This is a genomic window from Paenarthrobacter nitroguajacolicus (genome assembly GCF_051027655.1).
Taxonomy (GTDB): domain Bacteria; phylum Actinomycetota; class Actinomycetes; order Actinomycetales; family Micrococcaceae; genus Arthrobacter; species Arthrobacter nitroguajacolicus.
On the sequence record NZ_CP073234.1, the window covers coordinates 855,738 to 876,168 of the forward strand.

A 20,431-nucleotide genomic window follows, 5' to 3' on the forward strand; every position below is an offset into this window, starting at 1 on the left:
GCCCCCCGTTCGTTGTGAGGCCCGCTTTGCGGGCTTTGGGTGGGTTTTGGGGTGCAGAGTAGGCCTCGCAACGCAGGAACTACGCCTGCATCGCGCCCTTGAACCAGCCCGTGATGCTCGCCGGGTGCGTGATCGCGGTGCCAACCACCACAGCAAAGGCTCCGGCGTCGAGGGCTTGGCGGGCGTGGGCCGGGGTGTGGATACGGCCTTCGGCGATGAGTGGCTTGCCAAGGTCCGCCGACGCGATGAGTGAAAGCAGCGCCAGGTCCGGGCCCTCCGTCTTCGGGCGCTCGCCGGTGTATCCGGACAAAGTGGTGCCTATGAGATCTGCCCCAGCCTCGACTGCGGCAACCGCGTCGTCGAACGAGCCACAATCTGCCATGACCAAAGCGTGTGATTCGGCGTGAATTCCGGCGACAGTTTCAGACAGCGACAGGCCGTCCCGCCGCTCCCGCCGGGTTCCATCAATCGCCACAACATGCGCTCCGGCATTCGCAACGGCCAGGGCATGGCGAAGGGTTGGTGTGATGAAGACGCCGTCGTGCCCGTCTTTCCAGAGGCCAATGACAGGGACCTCGACGGCGGTTCGCGTGAACTGCACGTCGGCCAACCCTTGGACGCGGATGGCCGCAGCCCCGCCGATGACCGCTGACGCGGCCACCTGTGCCGTGGTCCGGGGATCGCGCATGGGCTCTCCCGGATAGGCCTGGCAAGAGACGATCAACTGGGAGCGGAGTGTTTGGAGGCCTTCGGGGGTGAGAATCATGATGTCTCCCTTACTTAAGGACGAGTTTTGCGGCGCCAACAATGGCAGCGGTGTTGCCGAGGAGTGCCCGAACAACGGGCACGGAAACCAAGGGAGCCAGCAGTTCCTGTCGCAAGGCAAACTCCATAGGCTTCCACCAGAGTTCGCCGGCGTCGGCCAAGCCACCGGAGATCACCACGGTTTCGGGGTCGAGGATGTTGATGAGTCCGCCCACGGCCTGGCCCGCTGCTGCTGCGCCAACTTCGATGGCACGCAAAGCGGCGGCGCGGCTACCACCAAAACGGGCGTCAGCTTCGCCGTCGAGCCCGTCGTGAGCTTCAGGATCAACCAGCGCAAACACGCCCCGGGTGTCCAATGCCTCTAAGGCAGAACCGCCAAACCGCAGGTACGACTCATAAACCGCGGGCCCCGAAGCGATAGCCTCCACGTGTCCAGATCCACCGCACACACACGGCAGCGGAACTCCGTCGCAGGAGGCATAAGGCGAAGCGAAGTGCCCTACATGACCGCCCACAAAACGGTGACCCAAAACAGGAGCGCCGTTCAGCACAAAACTTCCGCCAACTCCCGTTCCAAACGCCACCATGAGCGAACTTGAGGAGCCGGCGGCCGCACCCAGCCAGGCTTCACCCAGGGCATGTGCGTGGACGTCGTTGACGGCGCGCACGGCCGCAGCAGGAAGGGAAAGGCGGGCAGAAAGCCCGGCAACAAGTGAAGTGCCGGCCCAGCCTTGAATCGCGTCGGTCGCAGACACGACGGACCCGGAAGAGGCATCGATGACCCCAGCGGAGCCGATGCCGACGCCGGAAACCGAAATTCCGGCGTCGGCAGCGCGCGCCACCAAGCCCGAGATCAGCGCTGCAGTGGCGTCGAGGATGGCTTCGCCACCGGCGCGGTTCAGCGTCGGGATGGTCTCCGACATCAGCACTTCGCCGGAAGGCGCAACAACCCCGGCGGCGGTTTTGGTGCCGCCGAGGTCAACGCCGATCACGTGGGTCATGGAAGCGGTCATCGAAGCCTAAACCAGCCCGTTCCGCTCCAGAATTTCGCGAATCGCGGCAGTCTCGGAGTCGTTCAAGGAAAGCATTGGCGAGCTCATGGTGTTGGACTCGATGACACCCATCACCTGCAGCGCGGTCTTGAACGCACCCAGACCAGCGGCTCCGCCGGACACGCGGCCATTGGGGGTGTAGACGATCTCGAAGACGTCGGCCAGGCGGTCCTGCTCCCTTGCCGCGCCGGCCCAGTCGCCGGCCTGCGCGGCATCGAACAGGCGGCGATAACCGGCCGGATCAACATTGCCAAGGCCCGGAACAACGCCCTGCGCGCCGCCCAGAAGGGCGCCGTCCACCACAACTTCGTGACCGGTGAAGATATCAAAGTTGGGGATGTCCCTGGCTGCGAGGAGCAACTGGCGGAAGGAAACGTCGTCTCCCGAAGAGTCCTTGACGCCGGCAATGACGCCGTCGCGGCCGAGGCGGACCAAGAGATCCGTAGGCAGTTTGAAGTGCGTGCGAACGGGGACGTCGTAGGCGAAAATCGGCTTCCCGATTGCGGCGTGGATGCTGCGGAAGTGGGTTTCGGTCTCCGCGGCGTTGCCAATCGCGTAGTACATGGACGTGACCACGATCGCATCGGCACCCAGGTCAACCACTTTGCGTGCTTCCTCGATCACGCGGTTGGTGGTTTGTTCGTTGGCGCCCACGATCAGCGGAACCGCACCGGCGTTGGCGTCGGCGATGGTGGAGACCACCAGCTCACGCTCCTCGTTGGTCAGGTAGGGTACTTCGCCGGAGGAGCCGAGGACGAAAAGTCCGGACACACCGCCGTCGATCAGGTGTTTGGTGACGTTCTTCAACGACGCGGTGTCGATGCTTCCGTCTGCGTGGCGGGGGGTGATGACCGGGGGGATGACGCCCTGGAACTGAGTGGACACAGAATTCTCCGTTGTTTGTAGCTTGTGAAGGGAAAAACTAGATGTGAAGCAGGCTTGGCGCGGCGCCCAGCAGCTTCTTGGTGTAGTCATTACTCGGGTTGTCGAAGACCTGCGCAGCTGAGCCTTGTTCGACGATCTTGCCGAAGTACATGACGCAGATGCGGTCAGAGACGTAGCGGACGGTCTGGATGTCGTGCGAGATGAACACCATGCCGAGGTTCAGTTGGGTCTTCAGGTCGGACAGCAGGTTCAGGACCTGCGCGCGGACGGAAACGTCCAGGGCCGACGTCGGCTCGTCAGCCACGATGATGTCCGGGTCCAAGGCAAGGGCCCGGGCGATCGCCACACGCTGGCGCTGACCACCGGAAACCTGCGACGGCGTCACCTCGGCTGCCGATTGCGGCAAGCCCACCAGCGCCAACAGTTCCTTGACCTTGGCAGCGCGGGATGCAGCGTTGCCGATGCCATGGATCTGCAACGGATCCGTGAGGATGTCCTGGATGGTCATGCGGGGGTTCAATGCTGTTGCCGGGTCCTGGAAAACCACGGAGACGGAGCGGCCAAACTGCTTGCGCATGGCCGCGTTCCGCTTGATGGCCGGCTTTCCGTGGAACAAGACCTTGCCCGACGTCGGCGGCTGAAGCCCCACAAGCACTGACGCGAGTGTGGACTTGCCGCAGCCGGACTCACCAACGATGCCCACGGTCTCGCCGCGGCTGATAGTGAAGTCCACGCCGTCCACGGCTTTGACGATGTTTTGCCGGAAGAGACCGCCGGTTCGTGCGTGGTGGTAGACCTTGACGTCCTTGAGCTCGATGACCGGCTCGCCGGTTGATTCGCTCATTTCGCATCCTCCTTCAAATGGCTCGCCCAGTAGTGGTCGGCATCGCCGCCGTTGGCGGAGTCAACCGAAGAAACCGTGGTGAGGACCAGCTTCTGACGTGGGTCGGCGTCGGCACGCTGCGAGCGTGGGGCGAAGCGGTCTCCCGTGGCGAAGTCCCTGGGGGACGGGACCGTGCCGGGGATCTGATGCAGCCGGACGGCGTCGGCTTCGATGGAGAGGACGGCACCGAGCAGGCCGCGGGTGTACTCGTGCTTGGGGTTTTGCAGGAGCTCGGATGCCGGTGCGGATTCCACTACCTGGCCGGCGTACATCACCGTGATGCGGTGGGCCAGCGAGGCCACCAAGGCGAGGTCGTGGCTGACGAAAACCATCGCGAAGCCGAGTTGTTCGCGGAGCTCGTTGAGCAGATCCACAACCTGTTTCTGGACAGTAACGTCCAGGGCGGTGGTGGGCTCGTCGGCAACAACGATCTTGGGCGAACGGGAGAGGGCCATGGCAATCAGCACGCGTTGGCGCTGGCCGCCGGAGAGCTCGTGCGGGTAGCTGGCCAGGGTCCGGACGGGATCCAGCTTGACCATTTCCAGCAGCTCGGCGGGAGTCTTGCGGCCGCCACGCTTGGTGAGCTGCTCCATCTGGTCCTTGATCTTCATGGACGGGTTCAGGGAGCTCAGGGCGTCCTGGTAGACCATGGCAATCTGCTCGCCGCGCAGGCCTTCGTAGGCTTTGGGGTTGCTGTGTTGGGTCTTGGCGTCCAGCAGTTCCTTGCCGTCGAACATGATGGACCCGGTGACCTGCGCCGTTTTGGGCAGCAAGCCCATGACTGCGAGCGAGGTGATGGACTTGCCACAACCGGATTCGCCCACCAGACCAATGGTTTCGCCTTCACGGACGGTGAAGGAGACGTTGTCCACGATCGCGATGTCGCCGAAGCGTCCCGGGAAGCGGATGGACAGGTTCTTCACTTCCAGGACGTTGCGGGCTCCGGGAGAGACCTGCGGGAGGCGGTCCGTGCGCTTCGCTTCGATGGCTGCCAGCAGTTCCAGTTCGCGGTCCAACAGGAGGTGCGGGTTGGCGGCGGCCAGCTTCACATCGGTGAGGACGGCTGAAGTGCCGACATCAGAGGTGACGGTGCCGCCGGAAGATGCGCGGACGCCGTCGAGCTCGTGTTCCTCAACCACCGAAGGCTGGGCTACGGACGTTGCAATCTCGGTGTCCACGGCCAGAACTGCGGCGGAGCCGTCGTCGTCCTTCACTACCGGCGCGCGGCGCAGCTTCGGGTTCACCATGGCGTCGGTGAGGCCCTCGGCCAGGATGTTAAGGGACAGTACGGTGAGCAGGATGGTCACGCCGGCGAAGGTGGTCGCCCACCAACCGCCCGACAGGACAAGGTTGCGGCCGTAGGAAATGACGTTGCCCCAAGAGGGAGCGGGGTCCTGCACACCGGCGCCCAGGAAGGAAAGCGAGGCTTCGAGGATGATGGCGTCGGCAACCATGACCGTGGCGAACACCAGCACGGGAGCTGCGGTGTTGCGGACGATGTGCTTGACCAGGATGTAGAACCGGCCGGCACCGATCACGCGTTCGGCACGGACGTAGTCTTCGCCGTACTGTGCCAGCACGTTGGCGCGGACCACACGTGCCAGTTGGGGAGTGTAGATGATGGCGATCGCGATGATGATTGTCGGGACCGAGTTGCCGAAGGCGGCCAGCAACACAGCAGCCAGCGCGATGCCGGGGAACGCCATGAGGATGTCCATGAGCCGCATGATGATCTCGTTGACGGACTTGCTGGACGTCGCGGCGAAGGAACCGAGGAGGGCGCCGGCAAGGATGGCCAGCGCAACTGCACCGAGGCCGATCAGGAGCGATGACTGTGCGCCGAAGAGGAGACGCGAGAAGATGTCGCGGCCCAAACGGTCGGTGCCGAAGAAGTGCTCGGCGCCAGGCGGGGTGGCCGGAATGAAGGTCTCCAGAGGATCGTGCGGTGCGATCACCGGCGCGAAGATAGCCGCCAGGACAATCATGATGAGGAAGAGCAGGGCGATACGGGAACCCCACGGCAGGGCCTTGAAACGAATGCCCGGGGCACTTAGCCGTTCTGCGAGCTTGCTGCGCATGAGCTATACCGTCCTGATTCGGGGGTTGATGAGCAGGTAGAGAAGGTCCACCACGATGTTCACCAGAACAAAGGTGACGGAGATGGTGAGCACCACGCCCTGGACAAGGTTGACGTCCAGATTGGTGATGCCGTTGAGAATCAGCTGGCCCATGCCGGGCAGGGCGAAAATCATTTCAATCACGACGGCGCCACCCAGCAAGTAGCCCACGCGAAGTCCCAGCACGGTCACCGGGGTGACGAGCGCGTTGCGGAGGACGTTCTTGGAGACAACCTCGCGGTATGGGACTCCGTTGCCGATAGCGGTGCGGACATAATCGCGGTCCAGTTCTTCCACCATGGAGGTACGGACCACCCGGATCAGCGAGGCTGACACGGGGATGCCGAGCGCCAAAGCCGGGAGCACCATGGAGTTGAGCCAACCGCCGAAGCCGGATTCCGGCGTCGCAATTCCGCCTGAGGGGAACATCGGGTTGGCACCGAGCGCGAACCACTGGATGAGGAGGATGCCGAGCCAGAACGACGGCGTAGGGATCGCCGCGATGGAGAAGACGCGGACCAACTGGTCCTGCCACTTATCGCGGTAGAGGGCGCCGAGGATGCCGAACGCGAGCGAGAGCACTATCGCGATGAGGACACCCAGGAAGGTGAGCTGCAACGTCAGGGGGAACGCCGAGCCGATCATGGAAGCCACCGACTTGGCCGGCGGGGTAGTGACGCCGAGGTCGAACTGCAGGAGCTTGCCGAGGAATCGGAAGTACTGCAGGACCAAGGAATCGTTGAGGCCATTTTCCTGGCGGTACTGCTGCTTCGCTTCTTCACTGGCGCCGTCACCGAGGGCCGAGCTGGCCTGGTCGCCGGGAGCGGCCTGCAGGACGAGGAAGACGAGCAACGTGATGCCCAGGATCATCAATGGCAATGCTGCAAGCCTGCGGCCAAGCAGACGCAATATCGTGACCAATTTGTTCTCCGGTTGGTTGGGTGCTGCTGGTTGTGGGGCCTGCTCTGCGCGCTATTCGGGGGATTCAGGCCGTAGAGCAGGCCTCACAACTCGAAGGGTGCTTAGGCGGTTCGTCCGACGTCGATGAACGACAGGCCGGTGGTGGGCAGGGGCTGGAAGCCGTTGAGTTTCTTCTCGTCCCACGCGCTGGGTAGCTGGCGGTGGAACACTGGATACAGCGGAACTTCGTCCGAGACCATGTCCACAATTTCGCTAACGATCTTCTTAGCCTCGTCACCGGAAGCCTGCGAGCCCTTGTTCATGAGTTCCTGCAGCTTGGTGCGCTCAGGGGTGGTCCAGAACGCGCGCTTGTCCATCCACGTTGCGCCTGAGTAGAACCAGCTCAAAAGAAGGTCGGCATCGTTGCCGAACACCGAGGGATCGCCGGGGGCTGCCACCACGGAGAAGTCGCCCTTGCCAACGCGATCGCTGTACATGGCGCCGGACTGAAGGCTCTTGACGGTGACCTTGACGCCCGGGATCTTGTTCCAGGATTCGAGGATCAACGGGGCAACGTCCTTGACCCAGGCGGTGTCCGTGGTGAGGAGCTCGAACTCAAGGGTGTTGACACCCGCCTGCTTCAGCAGCTCCTCGGCTTTGGAGGTATCGAAGCCGTAGACATTCTTGGCCTTGACGTAGTCCGGGTGGCCTTCCTGGAAGTAGGACGTGGCAGCCTTGGCGTTGCCGAACAGGGCCTTCTTAATGATGGCTTCCTTGTCCATGCCGTAATGCAGGGCTTGGCGGACCAGCTTGTTGTCGAACGGCGCCTTGGCACAGTTGAACATGAGGAACAGCATGCCGAAGGACTGGACGGATTCAACCTTGACCTTGGACTTCAGGCCGTCAACGTCCAGGTAAGGAACGTCCTCAATCGCTTGGACACGGCCGGACTGGACTGCGGTAACGCGGGCTGCGGCGTCGGAGAGCAGCAGCCAGGTCATGCCCTTGGCCAGTGCGGGTTTGGGGCCGTTGTAGTCGGCAAATGCTTCGAAGACGATCTTGTCGTCCTTGACGGCGGAGACCAGCTTGTAGGGGCCGGAGCCGACAGGTGCGGCGTCGAACGCCTTCAGGTCGGTCGCGAGTGCCTTGGGGACGATCTTCACTACAGAGATGCGCGGTCCGAAGCCGGGGAAAGCGTACTTGAGTGTGAACTCCACCGTCTTTGCATCGAGCGGCTTGACGTCCTGGATGAAGGGGATGAACTGGGAGAACAGTGACTTGTTCGCCGGGTCGATGACGCGCATGAAGGAGAAAGCGACGTCTTCGGTGGTGACGGGGGAGCCGTCGTGGAACTTGGCGCCGTCGCGGACGGTCACCTGGTAGGTGGTGTCGTTGACCTTCTTGGGATCCGTAGCCGCCAGGGCGTTGTAGGGCTGACGCGTGGCCGGGTGGAGTTCAATGAGGCCCTCGAAGATGTGCAGGTTCGCTGCCATCGGTGTTGCTCCGGACGAGCTCAGGGGATCGAAGCCGGTGGACAGTGCGTAGGAAATGCCTGCCTCAATGATGAGGTCCTTGTTGATGGCCGCAGTGTTGGCGGTTGACCCAGTGGTGGTGCTGGCAGCGCCGCCGCACGCGGAGAGGGTTGCCGTGAAGGCGGCTGCTGCACCAACTGCGCCGCTTAGCTTCAGGAAGTTCCGGCGGCTGGCGTCGTTGACCAGCGGCAGGCTTTGGATCGTCTTGCTCATAAGGTGCCTCACCATTCGCATTTCGTGGGTTATCGGATGTAGGACGTCCGATGCTCGTAGTGAAACTGTAAGGGCGGTCACAACGGAACGTCAAGTAAGAAAAGGCGCGGTGGGGTTAACCTGCGCGAGGGGAAATTGACGGCTGCGGCCGGTCCGTGCGGGAAATCTCAGGGAATTCCCGGCTCATAGCTATGACGGAGGTGGGACATCCGATATTGTATGCTGCGAGCTACCCGTTCTTTGGTGGGCACTACGCTCGCCTCAATATTAACACCGCACATGCTCCCCAACCTGGCCTTCGCCGGAGTGCGGGGCAGGTGCATCGGCAAGGAGAAAGCCATGACAACTTCCGGTGTGGTTCCGCAGGCGCGGTTCAGTGCACAGGCCCGGCTGCGTGCCTTGCAGTCGGACATTATGGAATTGATCCTTGAGCGTGAGCTCGAGGCTGGCGATCCATTGCCCACGGAGAGTGAGCTCTCTGTCGCCCTGGGCGTAGGCCGAAACACTCTCCGCGAATCCCTCAAGGTGCTCCAGGCCCTTGGCGTGATTGAGATCCGCCACGGCTTCGGCATGTTTGTGGCGCCGAGCAACTTTGATGCATTGGCTGATGGGCTCACGTTCCGGGGGCGGCTTTCGCTTCGCCATCAGGGACTTGAAGCCCTCCAGCTGGTAGATGTACGCCAGGCTCTCGAATCCGGGCTGATTGGCTCTTCCATGGATGTCATGACCAAGGAACAGCTTGCCTCCATCGAGGAGGCCGTGAAGCAGATGGAAGATCTGGCTGCCGCTGGCGAGAACTTCGTCGCCGCCGATGCCGAGTTCCACCGCCGCCTTTTCGAACCTCTCAACAACGAACTCCTGATCAATCTCATGGGGGTCTTCTGGAAGGTCTACCGGAAGATCCACGTGGAGATCGGCCCGGGCAACGAGGACCTGGCAAAAACCGCTGCGATGCACCGGGGTATCTACGCGGCAGTTGCTGCCGGCGACAAGGTTTCGGCTTCTGAACTGCTCAACCGGCATTTCGACGGCATCCGTCGCCGCATCAGCGAGGCCGTGGGGGAGTAAACGCTCCGCACTTATCGCAAGGGACCGCCGTCGTACTTCTGTGAAAAGTACGACGGCGGTCCTCGCGTTTCTGCGTGCGGGTCACCTACCGCCGTGGCTACCCAACTAGGTAACAGCAAATGCTCCAATGAGGGCTCAGTGGAGCATTTACTGTTACCTAGTTGGGTGCCCGGGCAAAACAAAAGACCCGCACCGGCGAACCGGTGCGGGTCTTCATCTGTGCGCCCAAAGGGATTCGAACCCCTGACCTTCTGTTCCGTAGACAGACGCTCTATCCAGCTGAGCTATGGGCGCATTTCGCGTGATTCTCGGCGGTCTGTTTCTCTGACCCCCTCGAACCTCAATAAACTTTACAGAAGTTCATGTGAAGTTCCAAATCGAGAAGCTGTAATCTGCGCAACTAGACCGGTCTACGTGACCTTCGTCACTTAAATTCAGCCTTTCCGATTGTCAAACCTTGATTTCTAGCGGTTTTCGCTTCCTCCGCCTCCGGATGTCCGATGTCTGACAGCGGATTGGTCTGGTCCGCGGCCCCTATCGTTTAGGACACACCACTGAACCCGAGGAAGGGAACCGCAATGGGCGATCTGGCGCGACTGCCGCTGCTTGAGAAGGCACCTACTACGCATGCACGCCTGCTGGCCTGGGTTGAGGAAGTTGCCGAGCTGACTCAGCCGGACCGCATCCACTGGGTCGATGGCAGCGAAGCAGAAAACAAGAAGCTCACCGACGAACTCGTCGAGGCCGGCACGCTGAAGCGGCTGAACCCGGAAACGTTCCCGAATTCCTTCGCGGCGTTCTCTGACCCCGCCGACGTTGCCCGTGTAGAAGAGCAGACGTTCATCTGCTCCGAGAACGAGCGCGACGCAGGCTTCACCAACAACTGGATGGCCCCGGCCGAGATGAAGCAGAAGCTGCGCGGACTCTTCGCCGGCTCCATGCGCGGCCGCACCATGTACGTCATTCCGTTCGTTATGGGCCACTTGGATGCCGAGGACCCGAAGTTTGGCGTCGAGATCACCGACTCCGCCTACGTTGTTGCCTCCATGCGCATCATGGCCCGCATCGGTACGGACGTCCTGGACCGCATCACGCAGACCGACGCTTTCTTTGTTCCCGCCCTCCACTCGCTGGGCGCACCACTGGAAGCCGGTCAGGCCGACGTCGCATGGCCGTGCAACACCGACAAGTGGATTGTGCACTTCCCCGAAGAGCGTTCCATTTGGTCCTTCGGTTCGGGCTACGGCGGCAACGCCCTTCTGGGCAAGAAGTGCTACGCGCTGCGCATCGCTTCGGTGATGGCCCGCGACGAAGGCTGGCTGGCTGAGCACATGCTCATCCTCAAGCTGACCTCCCCCGAGCAGAAGACCTACTACGTCTCCGCCGCTTTCCCGTCCGCCTGCGGCAAGACCAACCTCGCGTTGCTCGACCCCACCATTAAGGGCTGGAAGGTTGAGACGCTTGGCGATGACATCACCTGGATGCGTTTCGGCAAGGAAGGCGAGCTCCGCGCCGTCAACCCCGAAGCCGGCTTGTTCGGTGTTGCTCCGGGTACCGGCTGGGGCACCAACCCCAACGCCATGCGCGCCATCGCCAAGGGCAACAGCATCTTCACCAACGTTGCACTGACCGACGACGGTGGCGTTTGGTGGGAAGGCATGACGGAGGAAACCCCGGCACACCTGACTGACTGGCGCGGCGAGTCCTGGACTCCGGACTCGGACGCTCCTGCTGCGCACCCGAACTCGCGTTTCTGCACGCCGATCGACCAGATCGACATGCTGGCCGAAGAGTACTTCAGCCCGGACGGCGTTGAGCTGTCCGCGATTCTGTTCGGTGGCCGCCGCAAGACCACCATCCCGCTGGTCACCGAGGCCCGCGACTGGTCAAACGGCATCTTCATGGGTTCCACGCTGTCCTCCGAAACCACGGCTGCGGCCGCCGGTGCTGTTGGCGTGGTCCGCCGCGACCCGATGGCCATGCTGCCGTTCATCGGCTACGACGCAGGTGACTACCTGAACCACTGGGTAAACCTGTCCGCCAAGGCCAACCCGGAGCGTCTGCCCAAGATCTTCCTGGTGAACTGGTTCCGTCGCACGGCTGAAGGCGGCTTCGCCTGGCCTGGTTTCGGAGACAACGCCCGTGTGCTCAAGTGGGCCATCGAGCGCCTCGAGGGCAAGGCTGACGCCGTGGAAACCCCGATCGGTTTCGTGCCGACCGGTGAATCCATCGATCTCGAGGGCCTGGACATGACCCCGGCCGAGGTTGAGTCGGCTGTTCGTGTCGATCCCGAGGAATGGGCAACCGAGTTGGCGTCCATCGAGGAATGGTTCGCCAACTTCGGCGAGTCGCTCCCGGCGGCGCTTCAGTCCGAACTGGACGGTCTCAAGAACCGTCTGGGCTAGACCTCTTAGGAACAATGGCGTTCTTAAGTGAACGACGACGGCCCGTCACCTTTCGAATGAAAGGTGGCGGGCCGCCGTCGCGCTTGGGGCTATTGTCCCCGTTGGAGTGCGTGCCCTAGTTGGCGAGCCACACGTCCGGGCCGAACACTTCGTAGTGGATCCGGGTAACTGGAATTCCGGCATCAATGGCTTCATCGCGGATCTTCTTCATGAAGGGGAGGGGGCCGCAAAGGTAAAGCGACGCGTCTGCGGGCATGTCCAGTTCACGCAGCGACATGAAGCCGTGGTTGGTTCCGGGATGGGGAGACTCGAGCCAAAGCTGCAGGTCCGCGTCGATCCGCGCTGCGTCCGCGGTCATCTGGCCGCTGAGTGCCCAATTCTCGATGGTCTTGTCGGCGTGAAGGACCAGGACCTGCCGATCCGTGCCCGTCTCAGCGAGCGACCGCAGAATGGAAGCGGTGGGGGTGCAGCCAATACCCGCAGAGGCCAGGATGACGGGGCCGTCACCGTTTCTGAGGGTAATCTCCCCGTACGGGTTTGAAATTTCGAGGATGTCACCGGGTTCGACGCCGGCGTGCAGGGCGGTGGACACCTCACCCCCGTCGTTCAGCTTGGTAGTGAAGGTCCGGCTCGTGCCCGCGTCACCGGAAAGCGAATACTGGCGCACCTGGCGCAGGCCATCCGGAAGATGGACCTTGACACTGACGTACTGACCGGGTTCTGCCGGCGTTACCGGGGTGTCGTCTGCCGGTTCCAGGGTGAACGTCACCGCATCAGTGCCTGCCGGGTCCTTGCCGGTCACACGCCAGGGCATCCACATTTTGTGGTTCGCCTGGGATGCGTACAGGTCCCTTTCCAGTTTGATCAGTGCGTCTGCCATGAGCCAGTACACCTCTGTCCATGCTTCAGCGATCTCCGGAGTGATGACGTCGGCCAAGTCCGCGGCGATGGCTGCAAAGAGGTGTTCGTAGACCACTCCGTACTGGTCCTCGGTGATTCCGAGGGAGGCGTGCTTGTGCGCAATGCGGGAAAGTACTTTTTCGGGGAGGGTGCCCGGATTGTTGATGAGGTGGGTCGCGAAGGTGGCGATACTCCCCGCAAGGGCCCGCTGCTGATCTCCGGAACGCTGGTTGGAGCGGCTGAAGAGCCCATCGAGCAACTCGGGATGCGCGGCGAAGAGTCGCTTGTAGAAGTCGACGGTGATCGTGCCGATCCGTGAACCAACCAGCGGCAGCGTGGCTTCAATGATGGGGCGGGACTTTTCCGAGAGCATGGTTCTCCTGGCTGTAGGGGTCGATTTGGTCGACCAAATATATAGGCATTTGGAATGCTTATATCTATATCCCAATTTCTACACTGCGTAGAAGAGTTCTGCAAGCCGGACAGAACCGGCTGTTGGAGGTGCTGTTGTGCCTGTTACGACTAAGACTGAGTGGCCGGGGTCCTGAACTCCGGCCGGAGCCCGATGGATTGGAACACGGGGTTCATCTGCCGGGCATGGGGGAGGGACGCGATAACCACGGCATCGAGCTCTGTGTAGAACGCTTCCCTGGCCCGGTTCATTGCGTGGCGCAGCCCGCACTCATTGATGAGAGGGCAGTTCTTGGTGGGGGATTGACACTCAGCTGGATCCTGCCGACTGTCCAGATGCCTGAGGACTTCGCCAACAGTCGCCCTCCGACCGGTTTCATTGAGCCGGGAACCGCCCAACCGTCCCCGCTCAACATCGATGTATCCAAGTGCACGCAGGCGCACCATCGCCTTGCTGACATGGTTGTATGGGGTTCCCACGGCATCCGCCACCGCTTGGGTAGTCAGCAGCATGCTCTCTGGAGCCGCGGCCAACACCATGATTGCGCGGAGGCTGACATCTGCGAAGGCGTTGATTTTCATGGGCTCAGCTCAAGGATAAGGTCTAGTCCACCCAGATGGATGGTTCGTGGGTATCGGGCTCCATGGCACTGAACGCGAAACCGTCCACTGCGGGAGTGTAGGGAATGATTGCTGCAAGGACTTCGCCATCCCTGTGCTCGGCTGCACCATGGATGCCGTCAGTACCATGGTCCGGCAAGCTGACGTCGCTCACAACAGCCACGGCTTTGAAATCATCACGGCCTTGACGCAGCAAATCATGGATGTCGGTCAGCATCTGCCCGGCATCCACGTCGCCGTTCTCGTCCGGCTCGCCCGGGGCAATCATCACTATCCGCAGTTCACCATCGTTCGACAGCGTGATGCCAAACGGGAAGAATCCGCCATTCTGCTGGATGTGCTCCTGGGCGGTCCCAAGCGCTGTGCCCAGCGTCTCGCGGAGTTCGCGGTCCTGGACGGATTCGCCTTCACCCGGCGCGCTGGTGGGCAGTTCGCTCATGCGGACCACACCCGTGCAGGAGTTGGCATCACTGCTGTCTCGCCGAACGCGACGGTCCGGGACTGTTCGTCGATTTCATAGGGTTTGAGAAGGAGCATCGAAAGACCTTCAGTGTGTTCGATGTGGAGCCTGAGAGCGTCAAAGGCAACGCCTTCGCCGTTACTGGGGGTGAGGCGGACATCGCTGATAACGCACGTACCCCGCAATGACTGGATCCCTTGGCGGAAACCGTCTGTCAATAACTGGAGGGACTCTTCCGAATCAACCTCGTCGTCCTCGGTGGGCTCTTGGTATGACATATGGTGCGCGATCTCACCCGTGAGATCGGTAGTGACACCATACGGCGCCAACGAGCCGTTCTTCCCCAACTGATCCTGGCCGAAGGGTACGGCCGCTCCAACAAGATCGAAAACATCCTGGATGGCCTGCTCGGAGAGCCCCTCATGCCACCATTCCTCCGCAGGAGCGGCTCCGTCGGCCCAAACGTAGGGCTGCTGGGCTTCTACCCGGGGGTCACTCATGGTGGGGTGCTTCAGGAACTTCTTGCGAGTGAAGTCCACACGGATGCTTTGGCTGATGCCACTGCGGTGTTCGGCCCACAAGTGGAGCGTGTCTTCGTTCTTACCCGCCTGCGGATCCAGTACGGCAACCATCGCGAGGAGGTTTTCGGCATGGCCCGAGAAGAGATCAATGGTCAGTTTCACGGACAGCAGCGGGTCCGGGGGCATGGTCCCCTGAATTTCCTTGGGGACTTCGCCGCGGTGGACGGAGCCGTCGGTGTCGAGCATGAAGACGAACGGAGCAAAACTCTTGTTGATTACCAACTGGGCGTCGGCCAGCTTAAGAGCCTCGGCCACGACTGCAGCCAATTCGGATTCGGGCGAGGTGCGAGCCTCGGACGGAATCTGCGTCATGCCGGCCCGTTCCTAGGCCCGAACCAGCGCAAGGACGCGGTCACGGATCTTCTCCATGGTTGCCTGGTCCTTGGCTTCGGCGTTCAGGCGGAGGAAGGGCTCAGTGTTGGACGGGCGAAGGTTGAACCACCAGCTGCCGTCCTTGGCATTGAACGTGCTGCCGTCCATGTGGTCGATTTCGATGTCTTCGGTTTCGAAATCGACTCGAACCCGCTCCACGGCACCGGCCTTGTCTTCGATCTCGGAGTTGATCTCGCCGGAGGAAACGTAAGGTTCATATTGGCGTCCGAGTTCGGAGAGGGGGCCGTCTTGCTCACCCAGGGCAGCGAGGACGTGCATGGCGGCAAGCATGCCGGTGTCAGCGTTCCAGAAATCCCGGAAGTAGAAGTGTGCGGAGTGCTCACCGCCGAACACGGCACCTTCCTCGGCCATGACGGCCTTGATGAAGGAGTGCCCCACCCGGGTCCGGACAGCACGGCCGCCATCCTTGGCTACGAGCTCGGGCACGGCCTTGGAGGTGAGGAGGTTGTGGATGATCACCGGGGTCTCTTCACCCGCGGCCTGGGCTCGGGCGATCTCCCGACGGGCCACCATGCCGGTGATCGCGGACGGGGAAACGGGCTCGCCCTTTTCATCAATGACGAAGCAGCGGTCCGCGTCGCCGTCGAAAGCGAGGCCGATGTCGGCGCCGTGCTTGACGACGGCGGCCTGGAGATCACGCAGGTTTTCCGGCTCCAAGGGGTTGGCCGGGTGGTTGGGGAACGAGCCGTCGAGTTCGAAATACAGGGGAACGATTTCGAAAGGCAGCGCCGGGAGGAGTTTGTCGCCGAGTACAGCCGGGGTGGTCAAACCAGCCATGCCGTTGCCAGCATCGACCACGATCTTCAGTGGACGGGAGCCGGAAAGGTCCACGAGCTTCCGCAGGTACTCGGAGTAGTCCTTCAGAACGTCGTGGACGCCGATCTCGCCTCTGGTGCCTGCCGCCGGGATAATGCCGGTGTTCAGGTACTGCTCAGCGAGGGCCTGGATTTCCTTGAGCCCGCTCTCCGAAGAGATGGGCTGGGCGCCGGCCTTGGCCATTTTGATCCCGTTATACGCAGCCGGGTTGTGACTTGCGGTAAACGTTGCGCCGGCAGCGTTCAGGGCACCGCATGCATAGTAGAGCTCGTCGGTTGAGATGAGGTCCAGCAACTGGACGTTCGCGCCGCGCGTGGCTGCCCCGTTGGCAAAGGCTTGGCTGAACTCCGGAGAGGAGGGACGCATGTCGCCGCCAACCAGTACCGTTTCACCCTCCAAGCCCAGGATGTCGATGAAGGCAGCGCCAACGGCCTCGACGATTTCAGCCGTGATGGTTTCACCCACGATGCCCCGGACGTCGTACGCCTTGAAGGAAGCCGAGAGGTCGAATGTCTTGTTCTGCTCGCTAGTCACGGGCTCAATCCTACTGCGGCAAGGCAGTTGGGGTTGAACTTGAATAGATGACCTGTGGATAGCCGTTATCCACATAGCGGGACACCCAGGTTCTGGCTGTCAGGGTCGGCTGGAATACTGGGTTGATGGCCAACAACTCCCCAAACGCTGCCGTTTCCGTGCAATCACCTACCCATCAGCAGGCGCTGGCATGCCTTCGTGAGTTGGTGGGCCACCCGGAAGCGCGGTTCCACGACGGACAGTATGAAGCCATTGAGGCGTTGGTGGATGCGGGCCGCCGGGCGCTGGTAGTCCAGCGCACAGGTTGGGGGAAGTCTGCGGTTTACTTCGTGGCTTCATTGCTGTTGCGCCGCCGCGGCGCCGGTCCAACGCTGATTGTGTCGCCGTTGCTTGCGCTCATGCGTGACCAAGTGGCCGCAGCTGCCCGGGCAGGGGTGCGGGCTGTCGCCATAAACTCCGCCAATGCCCTGGAATGGGACACGGTCCTGGCCCAGCTCGCCGCAGATGAGGTTGATGTCCTTCTGGTTTCCCCGGAGCGGCTCACCAACCCCTCCTTCAGGGAGAACCAGCTTCCGGAGCTCATTCGTCGCACCGGGCTCCTGGTGATTGACGAGGCACACTGTATCTCGGACTGGGGACACGATTTCCGCCCCGATTACCGCCGCATCGCGGACCTCATTGCACAGTTGCCAAAGTCAGTTCCGGTTTTGGCCACCACAGCCACGGCCAATTCCAGGGTGGTCCATGACATTGAGGAACAACTTGGTGCCGGAGTCTTGACCATACGTGGCGCACTCGGGCGTGAATCGCTGCGGCTAGGTGTCCTTACCCTGCCCGATTCCAGGGATCGGCTGGGCTGGCTGCTGACACACCTCACCGACATGCCCGGCAGTGGCATCATCTACACCCTGACCGTCTCGGCGGCCGAAGACACTGCCCGGCTTCTTGCGGAGGCCGGGCACAATGTCCTGTCCTACACGGGGAGGACGGACCCTGCGGACCGGGAACGTGCTGAACAACTGTTGAAGGACAACCAAGTGAAGGCCCTCGTGGCAACGTCGGCCCTGGGCATGGGGTTTGATAAGCCGGACCTGGGCTTCGTCATCCACCTTGGTGCTCCGTCGTCACCGGTTGCCTACTACCAACAGGTTGGCCGCGCTGGCCGTGGTGCAGCCAACGCAGACGTTTTGCTGCTGCCGGGCTCCGAAGACCGCGAAATTTGGCAGTACTTCGCCACAGCATCCATGCCGTCGGCCGAGAAGGCCGAGTCTGTGCTGAGGGTGCTTGGGGAAGCAGGCTCAGCCCTGTCCACCGTCGCGCTGGAAGCCAGAGTGGACCTTCGGCGCACGCCATTGGAACTCCTCCTCAAAGTCCTGGCAGTTGATGGGGCCGTAGAGCGCGTTGGAGGCGGTTGGCGATCCACCGGGAAGCCGTGGAACTATGACGTCGAGCGCTATGCCCGCATCGCCGAGGCCCGTGTGGATGAGCAGGATTCCATGGTGATCTACCAGGACACGGCCGGCTGCCGCATGGAATACATCACCTCGGTTTTGGACGACGAAACGGCAGCAGCTTGTGGACGCTGCGACAACTGCGCCGGCCGCTGGTTCCCGGTGGACGTGGCAGCGTCGGCGGCCGACGCCGCAGGCCAAACTCTCCGGCGTGCGGGTATAGCGGTGGAGCCGCGCCTTCAGTGGCCCAGTGGGATGGATCGGCTCGGTGTGTCCGTCAAGGGAAAGATCAAGCCCGATGAGAGCGTTTCCGAAGGGCGGATCCTGGCAAGGCTTACCGACTTGGGCTGGGGCGGTGCTTTACGGGAGCTGTTCGCGGCCGGGGCACCGGATCGCGACGTGGATCCTGCCATGCTGCAGGCATGCGTCCAGGTACTCCGCGAATGGTCCGGAGCCGAGGGTGGAACTCCGTGGAGCGGCGTCGGACGACCCGCGGCGGTCATCAGCATCCCGTCCCGGAGCAAGCCGCAGCTGGTCGAGTCCTTGGCACAGGGAATTGCCGGAATAGGACGGATGCCGTACCTCGGCCAGCTGCAGCCGCAGCACGGAGGGCCGACGGGGGCACGCGGAGGCAACAGTGCTTACAGGCTGGCCGGTGTCTGGGACAGGCTTGTTGTTGGTCCCGAACTTGCCCAGGCGTTGGCGGGCACGGGTGGGCAGCCTGTGTTGCTGGTGGACGACCTCATAGACAGCCGCTGGACCATGACCGTATCTGCACGTGCCTTGCGCCAAGCCGGTGTGGGCGCGGTTCTGCCGCTGGCGCTGGCCCAAGCTGGATAGGGCCGCCCCGCGAGCCAGTGCGAGCAGCTAAGGGGCGGTAGAACTTCGTCATGTTGTGATCGCTCCCACCCTGCGTCTATAGGATCGAGCAAACACGCCTGCTTGCCTGTCGCGGGCCACCAGCCAGAACTTGGACCGGAGCCATGAGCACAAAACCCACCGCCGACGTCGAAGCTGCCGGCGAAACCAGTTGGCGGCCCCGCCTGGCCTTGTTGGTGGCGGCAACGTTCTTCATGGAGTTCCTCGACGGGACCATCCTCACCACTGCCATTCCCAGCATCGCCTCCGATTTCCGTGTAGCGCCGGCAGACATCAACATCACCATGACCGCATATTTGGTGACGGTGGCGATGGGGATTCCTTTGAGCAGTTGGCTTGCCGAGCGGTTCGGTGCCAGGCGGATCTTCTGCCTGGCGATATCGGTGTTCACCATCGCCTCCCTGCTTTGCGCCATCAGCACGGACCTGACCATGCTGACGCTGAGCCGCGTGGCCCAGGGCATGGGCGGAGCCATGATGGTTCCGGTCGGCACGCTTGTGGTGTTGAGGGGCACCCCCAAGTCGGAGCTTCTCCGCGCCACCGCGTATCTTGTGTGGCCTGGCTTGTTGGCCCCGGTCTTGGCCCCGATGGTGGGTGGTGCTCTCACCACCTTCCTGTCGTGGCACTGGATCTTCATCATCAACGTCCCTCTCGGCCTGGCCGCTTTCATTGCCGCACTCAGGCTGGTACCGCGAACACAGTTTGATGCCCGGCGTCGACTGGACTGGTTCGGGCTGCTGCTCACCACACTGGGCGTGGGCGCCCTGGTAGTTGGGCTGGAGACCTTGGGAGGCCACGCGTCCAATGTGCTTGCCGTGGCGGTGGTTGCTGCCGGGTTACTGTCCCTGGCCGGTGCCGTGTGGTGGATGCGGAAAGCCGGGGTTCCCCTGTTCAATCTCAGCGTCTTTGGGACCAGGACTTTCAGGGCGACTTCCACCGGTGGTTTCATTTACCGGCTGACCATCAGCTCGGTCCCTTTCCTGCTGCCTTTGATGTTCCAGGACGGCTTTGGTTGGGATCCCCTCAAAGCCGGAGTCATGGTCGCCGCAGTGTTCGTCGGCAACATCGGAATCAAGCCGGCCACCACGCCGCTCATAAGGCGCTTTGGATTCAAACCGGTGCTCGTCTTTGCATCGTTTGCCTCAGCCGTCACATTCGCGTTGTGCGCCTTCCTGGACGCCCGAACACCCGAGCCACTGATATTCGCTTTGTTGCTGTTCAGTGGTGCGTTCCGCTCCATCGGTTTCTCCGCGTATGCCTCGGTGCAGTACGCGGACATCGTCCCGGGACAGCTGCCCTCAGCCAACGCTATTTCTGCGACGCTCGTTCAGTTGGCGGCGGCGGCAGGCATCGCCGTGGGTGCCCTGTTCCTGCGCCTATTCGAAACCACCCAGGTGTTCGGGGCAGACCAAGTGGCGGCTTATAAGGGCGCGTTTATTGCCATGGCCCTCCTGATGCTGATCAGTACGGGGGATAGCCTTGCCCTCCATCGTCATGCCGGGGCGGAGGTCAGCGGCGGAGTGAAGCGGGCTTAACGCAAAAGGTCCCGGTTCGAAAACCGGGAC

At 62.2% G+C, this 20,431-nt stretch carries 16 protein-coding genes and 1 tRNA gene; 4 read left to right on the top strand and 13 right to left on the bottom strand.

What is annotated here, in order from left to right; all coding sequences use genetic code 11:
* Nucleotides 1–79: 79 nt before the first annotated feature.
* The 7 genes from KCX59_RS04300 to KCX59_RS04330 form a co-directional block, all read right to left on the bottom strand.
* The gene (locus KCX59_RS04300) at nt 80–766 is read right to left on the bottom strand and encodes an N-acetylmannosamine-6-phosphate 2-epimerase (protein ID WP_179018688.1); all 687 of its coding nucleotides are present in this window, start codon (nt 764–766) and stop codon (nt 80–82) included.
* A 10-nt stretch (nt 767–776) separates the two neighbouring features.
* The gene (locus KCX59_RS04305) at nt 777–1,766 is read right to left on the bottom strand and encodes an ROK family protein (RefSeq protein WP_179018900.1); all 990 of its coding nucleotides are present in this window, start codon (nt 1,764–1,766) and stop codon (nt 777–779) included.
* An 18-nt stretch (nt 1,767–1,784) separates the two neighbouring features.
* Complete coding sequence (locus KCX59_RS04310) at nt 1,785–2,702, bottom strand: dihydrodipicolinate synthase family protein (protein ID WP_179018686.1); 918 nt, start codon at nt 2,700–2,702, stop codon at nt 1,785–1,787.
* A 37-nt stretch (nt 2,703–2,739) separates the two neighbouring features.
* On the bottom strand, nt 2,740–3,546 hold the full coding sequence (locus tag KCX59_RS04315) for an ATP-binding cassette domain-containing protein (protein WP_179018684.1): 807 nt from the start codon (nt 3,544–3,546) through the stop codon (nt 2,740–2,742).
* Nucleotides 3,543–5,663 (bottom strand): dipeptide/oligopeptide/nickel ABC transporter permease/ATP-binding protein, encoded by a 2,121-nt coding sequence (locus tag KCX59_RS04320; protein ID WP_179018682.1) that lies wholly within the window; start codon nt 5,661–5,663, stop codon nt 3,543–3,545. The genes KCX59_RS04315 and KCX59_RS04320 overlap by 4 nt, the downstream gene beginning before the upstream one ends.
* A 3-nt stretch (nt 5,664–5,666) precedes the next feature.
* A complete protein-coding gene (locus tag KCX59_RS04325; protein ID WP_218649604.1) occupies nt 5,667–6,572 on the bottom strand; it encodes an ABC transporter permease in 906 nt (301 codons plus the stop codon).
* A gap of 152 nt (nt 6,573–6,724) precedes the next feature.
* Complete coding sequence (locus KCX59_RS04330; RefSeq protein WP_179018678.1) at nt 6,725–8,362, bottom strand: ABC transporter substrate-binding protein; 1,638 nt, start codon at nt 8,360–8,362, stop codon at nt 6,725–6,727.
* 324 nt (nt 8,363–8,686) lie between these two features.
* Here KCX59_RS04330 and KCX59_RS04335 point away from each other — a divergent pair, with 324 nt between their 5' ends.
* Entirely contained in the window at nt 8,687–9,415 is a 729-nt protein-coding gene (locus KCX59_RS04335; protein WP_091465427.1) for a FadR/GntR family transcriptional regulator, read from the top strand.
* Nucleotides 9,416–9,635: 220 nt separating this feature from the next.
* Here KCX59_RS04335 and KCX59_RS04340 read toward each other — a convergent pair.
* A tRNA-Arg gene (locus KCX59_RS04340) sits at nt 9,636–9,709 on the bottom strand.
* A gap of 284 nt (nt 9,710–9,993) precedes the next feature.
* Here KCX59_RS04340 and KCX59_RS04345 point away from each other — a divergent pair.
* Nucleotides 9,994–11,820: a phosphoenolpyruvate carboxykinase (GTP) gene (locus KCX59_RS04345; RefSeq protein ID WP_178993387.1), complete on the top strand. Its 1,827-nt coding sequence runs from the start codon at nt 9,994–9,996 to the stop codon at nt 11,818–11,820.
* Nucleotides 11,821–11,935: 115 nt separating this feature from the next.
* On the opposite strand, the gene KCX59_RS04350 is transcribed toward KCX59_RS04345, so the two are convergent.
* The 5 genes from KCX59_RS04350 to KCX59_RS04370 form a co-directional block, all read right to left on the bottom strand.
* Nucleotides 11,936–13,093, bottom strand: coding sequence for a globin domain-containing protein (locus KCX59_RS04350; RefSeq protein ID WP_179018676.1), 1,158 nt, complete (start codon nt 13,091–13,093; stop codon nt 11,936–11,938).
* A 149-nt stretch (nt 13,094–13,242) separates the two neighbouring features.
* The gene (locus KCX59_RS04355; protein ID WP_179018675.1) at nt 13,243–13,713 is read right to left on the bottom strand and encodes an RrF2 family transcriptional regulator; all 471 of its coding nucleotides are present in this window, start codon (nt 13,711–13,713) and stop codon (nt 13,243–13,245) included.
* Between the two features lie 22 nt (nt 13,714–13,735).
* The gene (locus tag KCX59_RS04360) at nt 13,736–14,191 is read right to left on the bottom strand and encodes a hypothetical protein (protein WP_091465434.1); all 456 of its coding nucleotides are present in this window, start codon (nt 14,189–14,191) and stop codon (nt 13,736–13,738) included.
* A complete protein-coding gene (locus KCX59_RS04365; RefSeq protein ID WP_179018673.1) occupies nt 14,188–15,105 on the bottom strand; it encodes a hypothetical protein in 918 nt (305 codons plus the stop codon). The genes KCX59_RS04360 and KCX59_RS04365 overlap by 4 nt, the downstream gene beginning before the upstream one ends.
* A gap of 12 nt (nt 15,106–15,117) precedes the next feature.
* The gene (locus tag KCX59_RS04370) at nt 15,118–16,536 is read right to left on the bottom strand and encodes a phosphomannomutase/phosphoglucomutase (RefSeq protein WP_179018671.1); all 1,419 of its coding nucleotides are present in this window, start codon (nt 16,534–16,536) and stop codon (nt 15,118–15,120) included.
* Nucleotides 16,537–16,661: 125 nt separating this feature from the next.
* Here KCX59_RS04370 and KCX59_RS04375 point away from each other — a divergent pair, with 125 nt between their 5' ends.
* The gene (locus tag KCX59_RS04375) at nt 16,662–18,827 is read left to right on the top strand and encodes a RecQ family ATP-dependent DNA helicase (RefSeq protein ID WP_179018669.1); all 2,166 of its coding nucleotides are present in this window, start codon (nt 16,662–16,664) and stop codon (nt 18,825–18,827) included.
* 143 nt (nt 18,828–18,970) lie between these two features.
* Nucleotides 18,971–20,401 carry an MFS transporter gene (locus tag KCX59_RS04380; RefSeq protein WP_091465441.1) on the top strand — a complete coding sequence of 477 codons (1,431 nt, stop codon included), beginning with the start codon at nt 18,971–18,973 and terminating at the stop codon, nt 20,399–20,401.
* Nucleotides 20,402–20,431: the final 30 nt, after the last annotated feature.

Excerpts from the sequence above, each read along its gene's own strand:
- KCX59_RS04300 (WP_179018688.1), bottom strand. The coding sequence starts at position 766 with ATGATTCTCACCCCCGAAGGCCTCCAAACACTCCGCTCCCAGTTGATC.
- KCX59_RS04305 (WP_179018900.1), bottom strand. The coding sequence starts at position 1,766 with ATGACCCACGTGATCGGCGTTGACCTCGGCGGCACCAAAACCGCCGCC.
- KCX59_RS04315 (WP_179018684.1), bottom strand. The coding sequence starts at position 3,546 with ATGAGCGAATCAACCGGCGAGCCGGTCATCGAGCTCAAGGACGTCAAG.
- KCX59_RS04320 (WP_179018682.1), bottom strand. The coding sequence starts at position 5,663 with ATGCGCAGCAAGCTCGCAGAACGGCTAAGTGCCCCGGGCATTCGTTTC.
- KCX59_RS04325 (WP_218649604.1), bottom strand. The coding sequence starts at position 6,572 with ATGATCCTGGGCATCACGTTGCTCGTCTTCCTCGTCCTGCAGGCCGCT.
- KCX59_RS04330 (WP_179018678.1), bottom strand. The coding sequence starts at position 8,362 with ATGGTGAGGCACCTTATGAGCAAGACGATCCAAAGCCTGCCGCTGGTC.
- KCX59_RS04335 (WP_091465427.1), top strand. The coding sequence starts at position 8,687 with ATGACAACTTCCGGTGTGGTTCCGCAGGCGCGGTTCAGTGCACAGGCC.
- KCX59_RS04345 (WP_178993387.1), top strand. The coding sequence starts at position 9,994 with ATGGGCGATCTGGCGCGACTGCCGCTGCTTGAGAAGGCACCTACTACG.
- KCX59_RS04350 (WP_179018676.1), bottom strand. The coding sequence starts at position 13,093 with ATGCTCTCGGAAAAGTCCCGCCCCATCATTGAAGCCACGCTGCCGCTG.
- KCX59_RS04355 (WP_179018675.1), bottom strand. The coding sequence starts at position 13,713 with ATGAAAATCAACGCCTTCGCAGATGTCAGCCTCCGCGCAATCATGGTG.
- KCX59_RS04360 (WP_091465434.1), bottom strand. The coding sequence starts at position 14,191 with ATGAGCGAACTGCCCACCAGCGCGCCGGGTGAAGGCGAATCCGTCCAG.
- KCX59_RS04365 (WP_179018673.1), bottom strand. The coding sequence starts at position 15,105 with ATGACGCAGATTCCGTCCGAGGCTCGCACCTCGCCCGAATCCGAATTG.
- KCX59_RS04375 (WP_179018669.1), top strand. The coding sequence starts at position 16,662 with ATGGCCAACAACTCCCCAAACGCTGCCGTTTCCGTGCAATCACCTACC.
- KCX59_RS04380 (WP_091465441.1), top strand. The coding sequence starts at position 18,971 with ATGAGCACAAAACCCACCGCCGACGTCGAAGCTGCCGGCGAAACCAGT.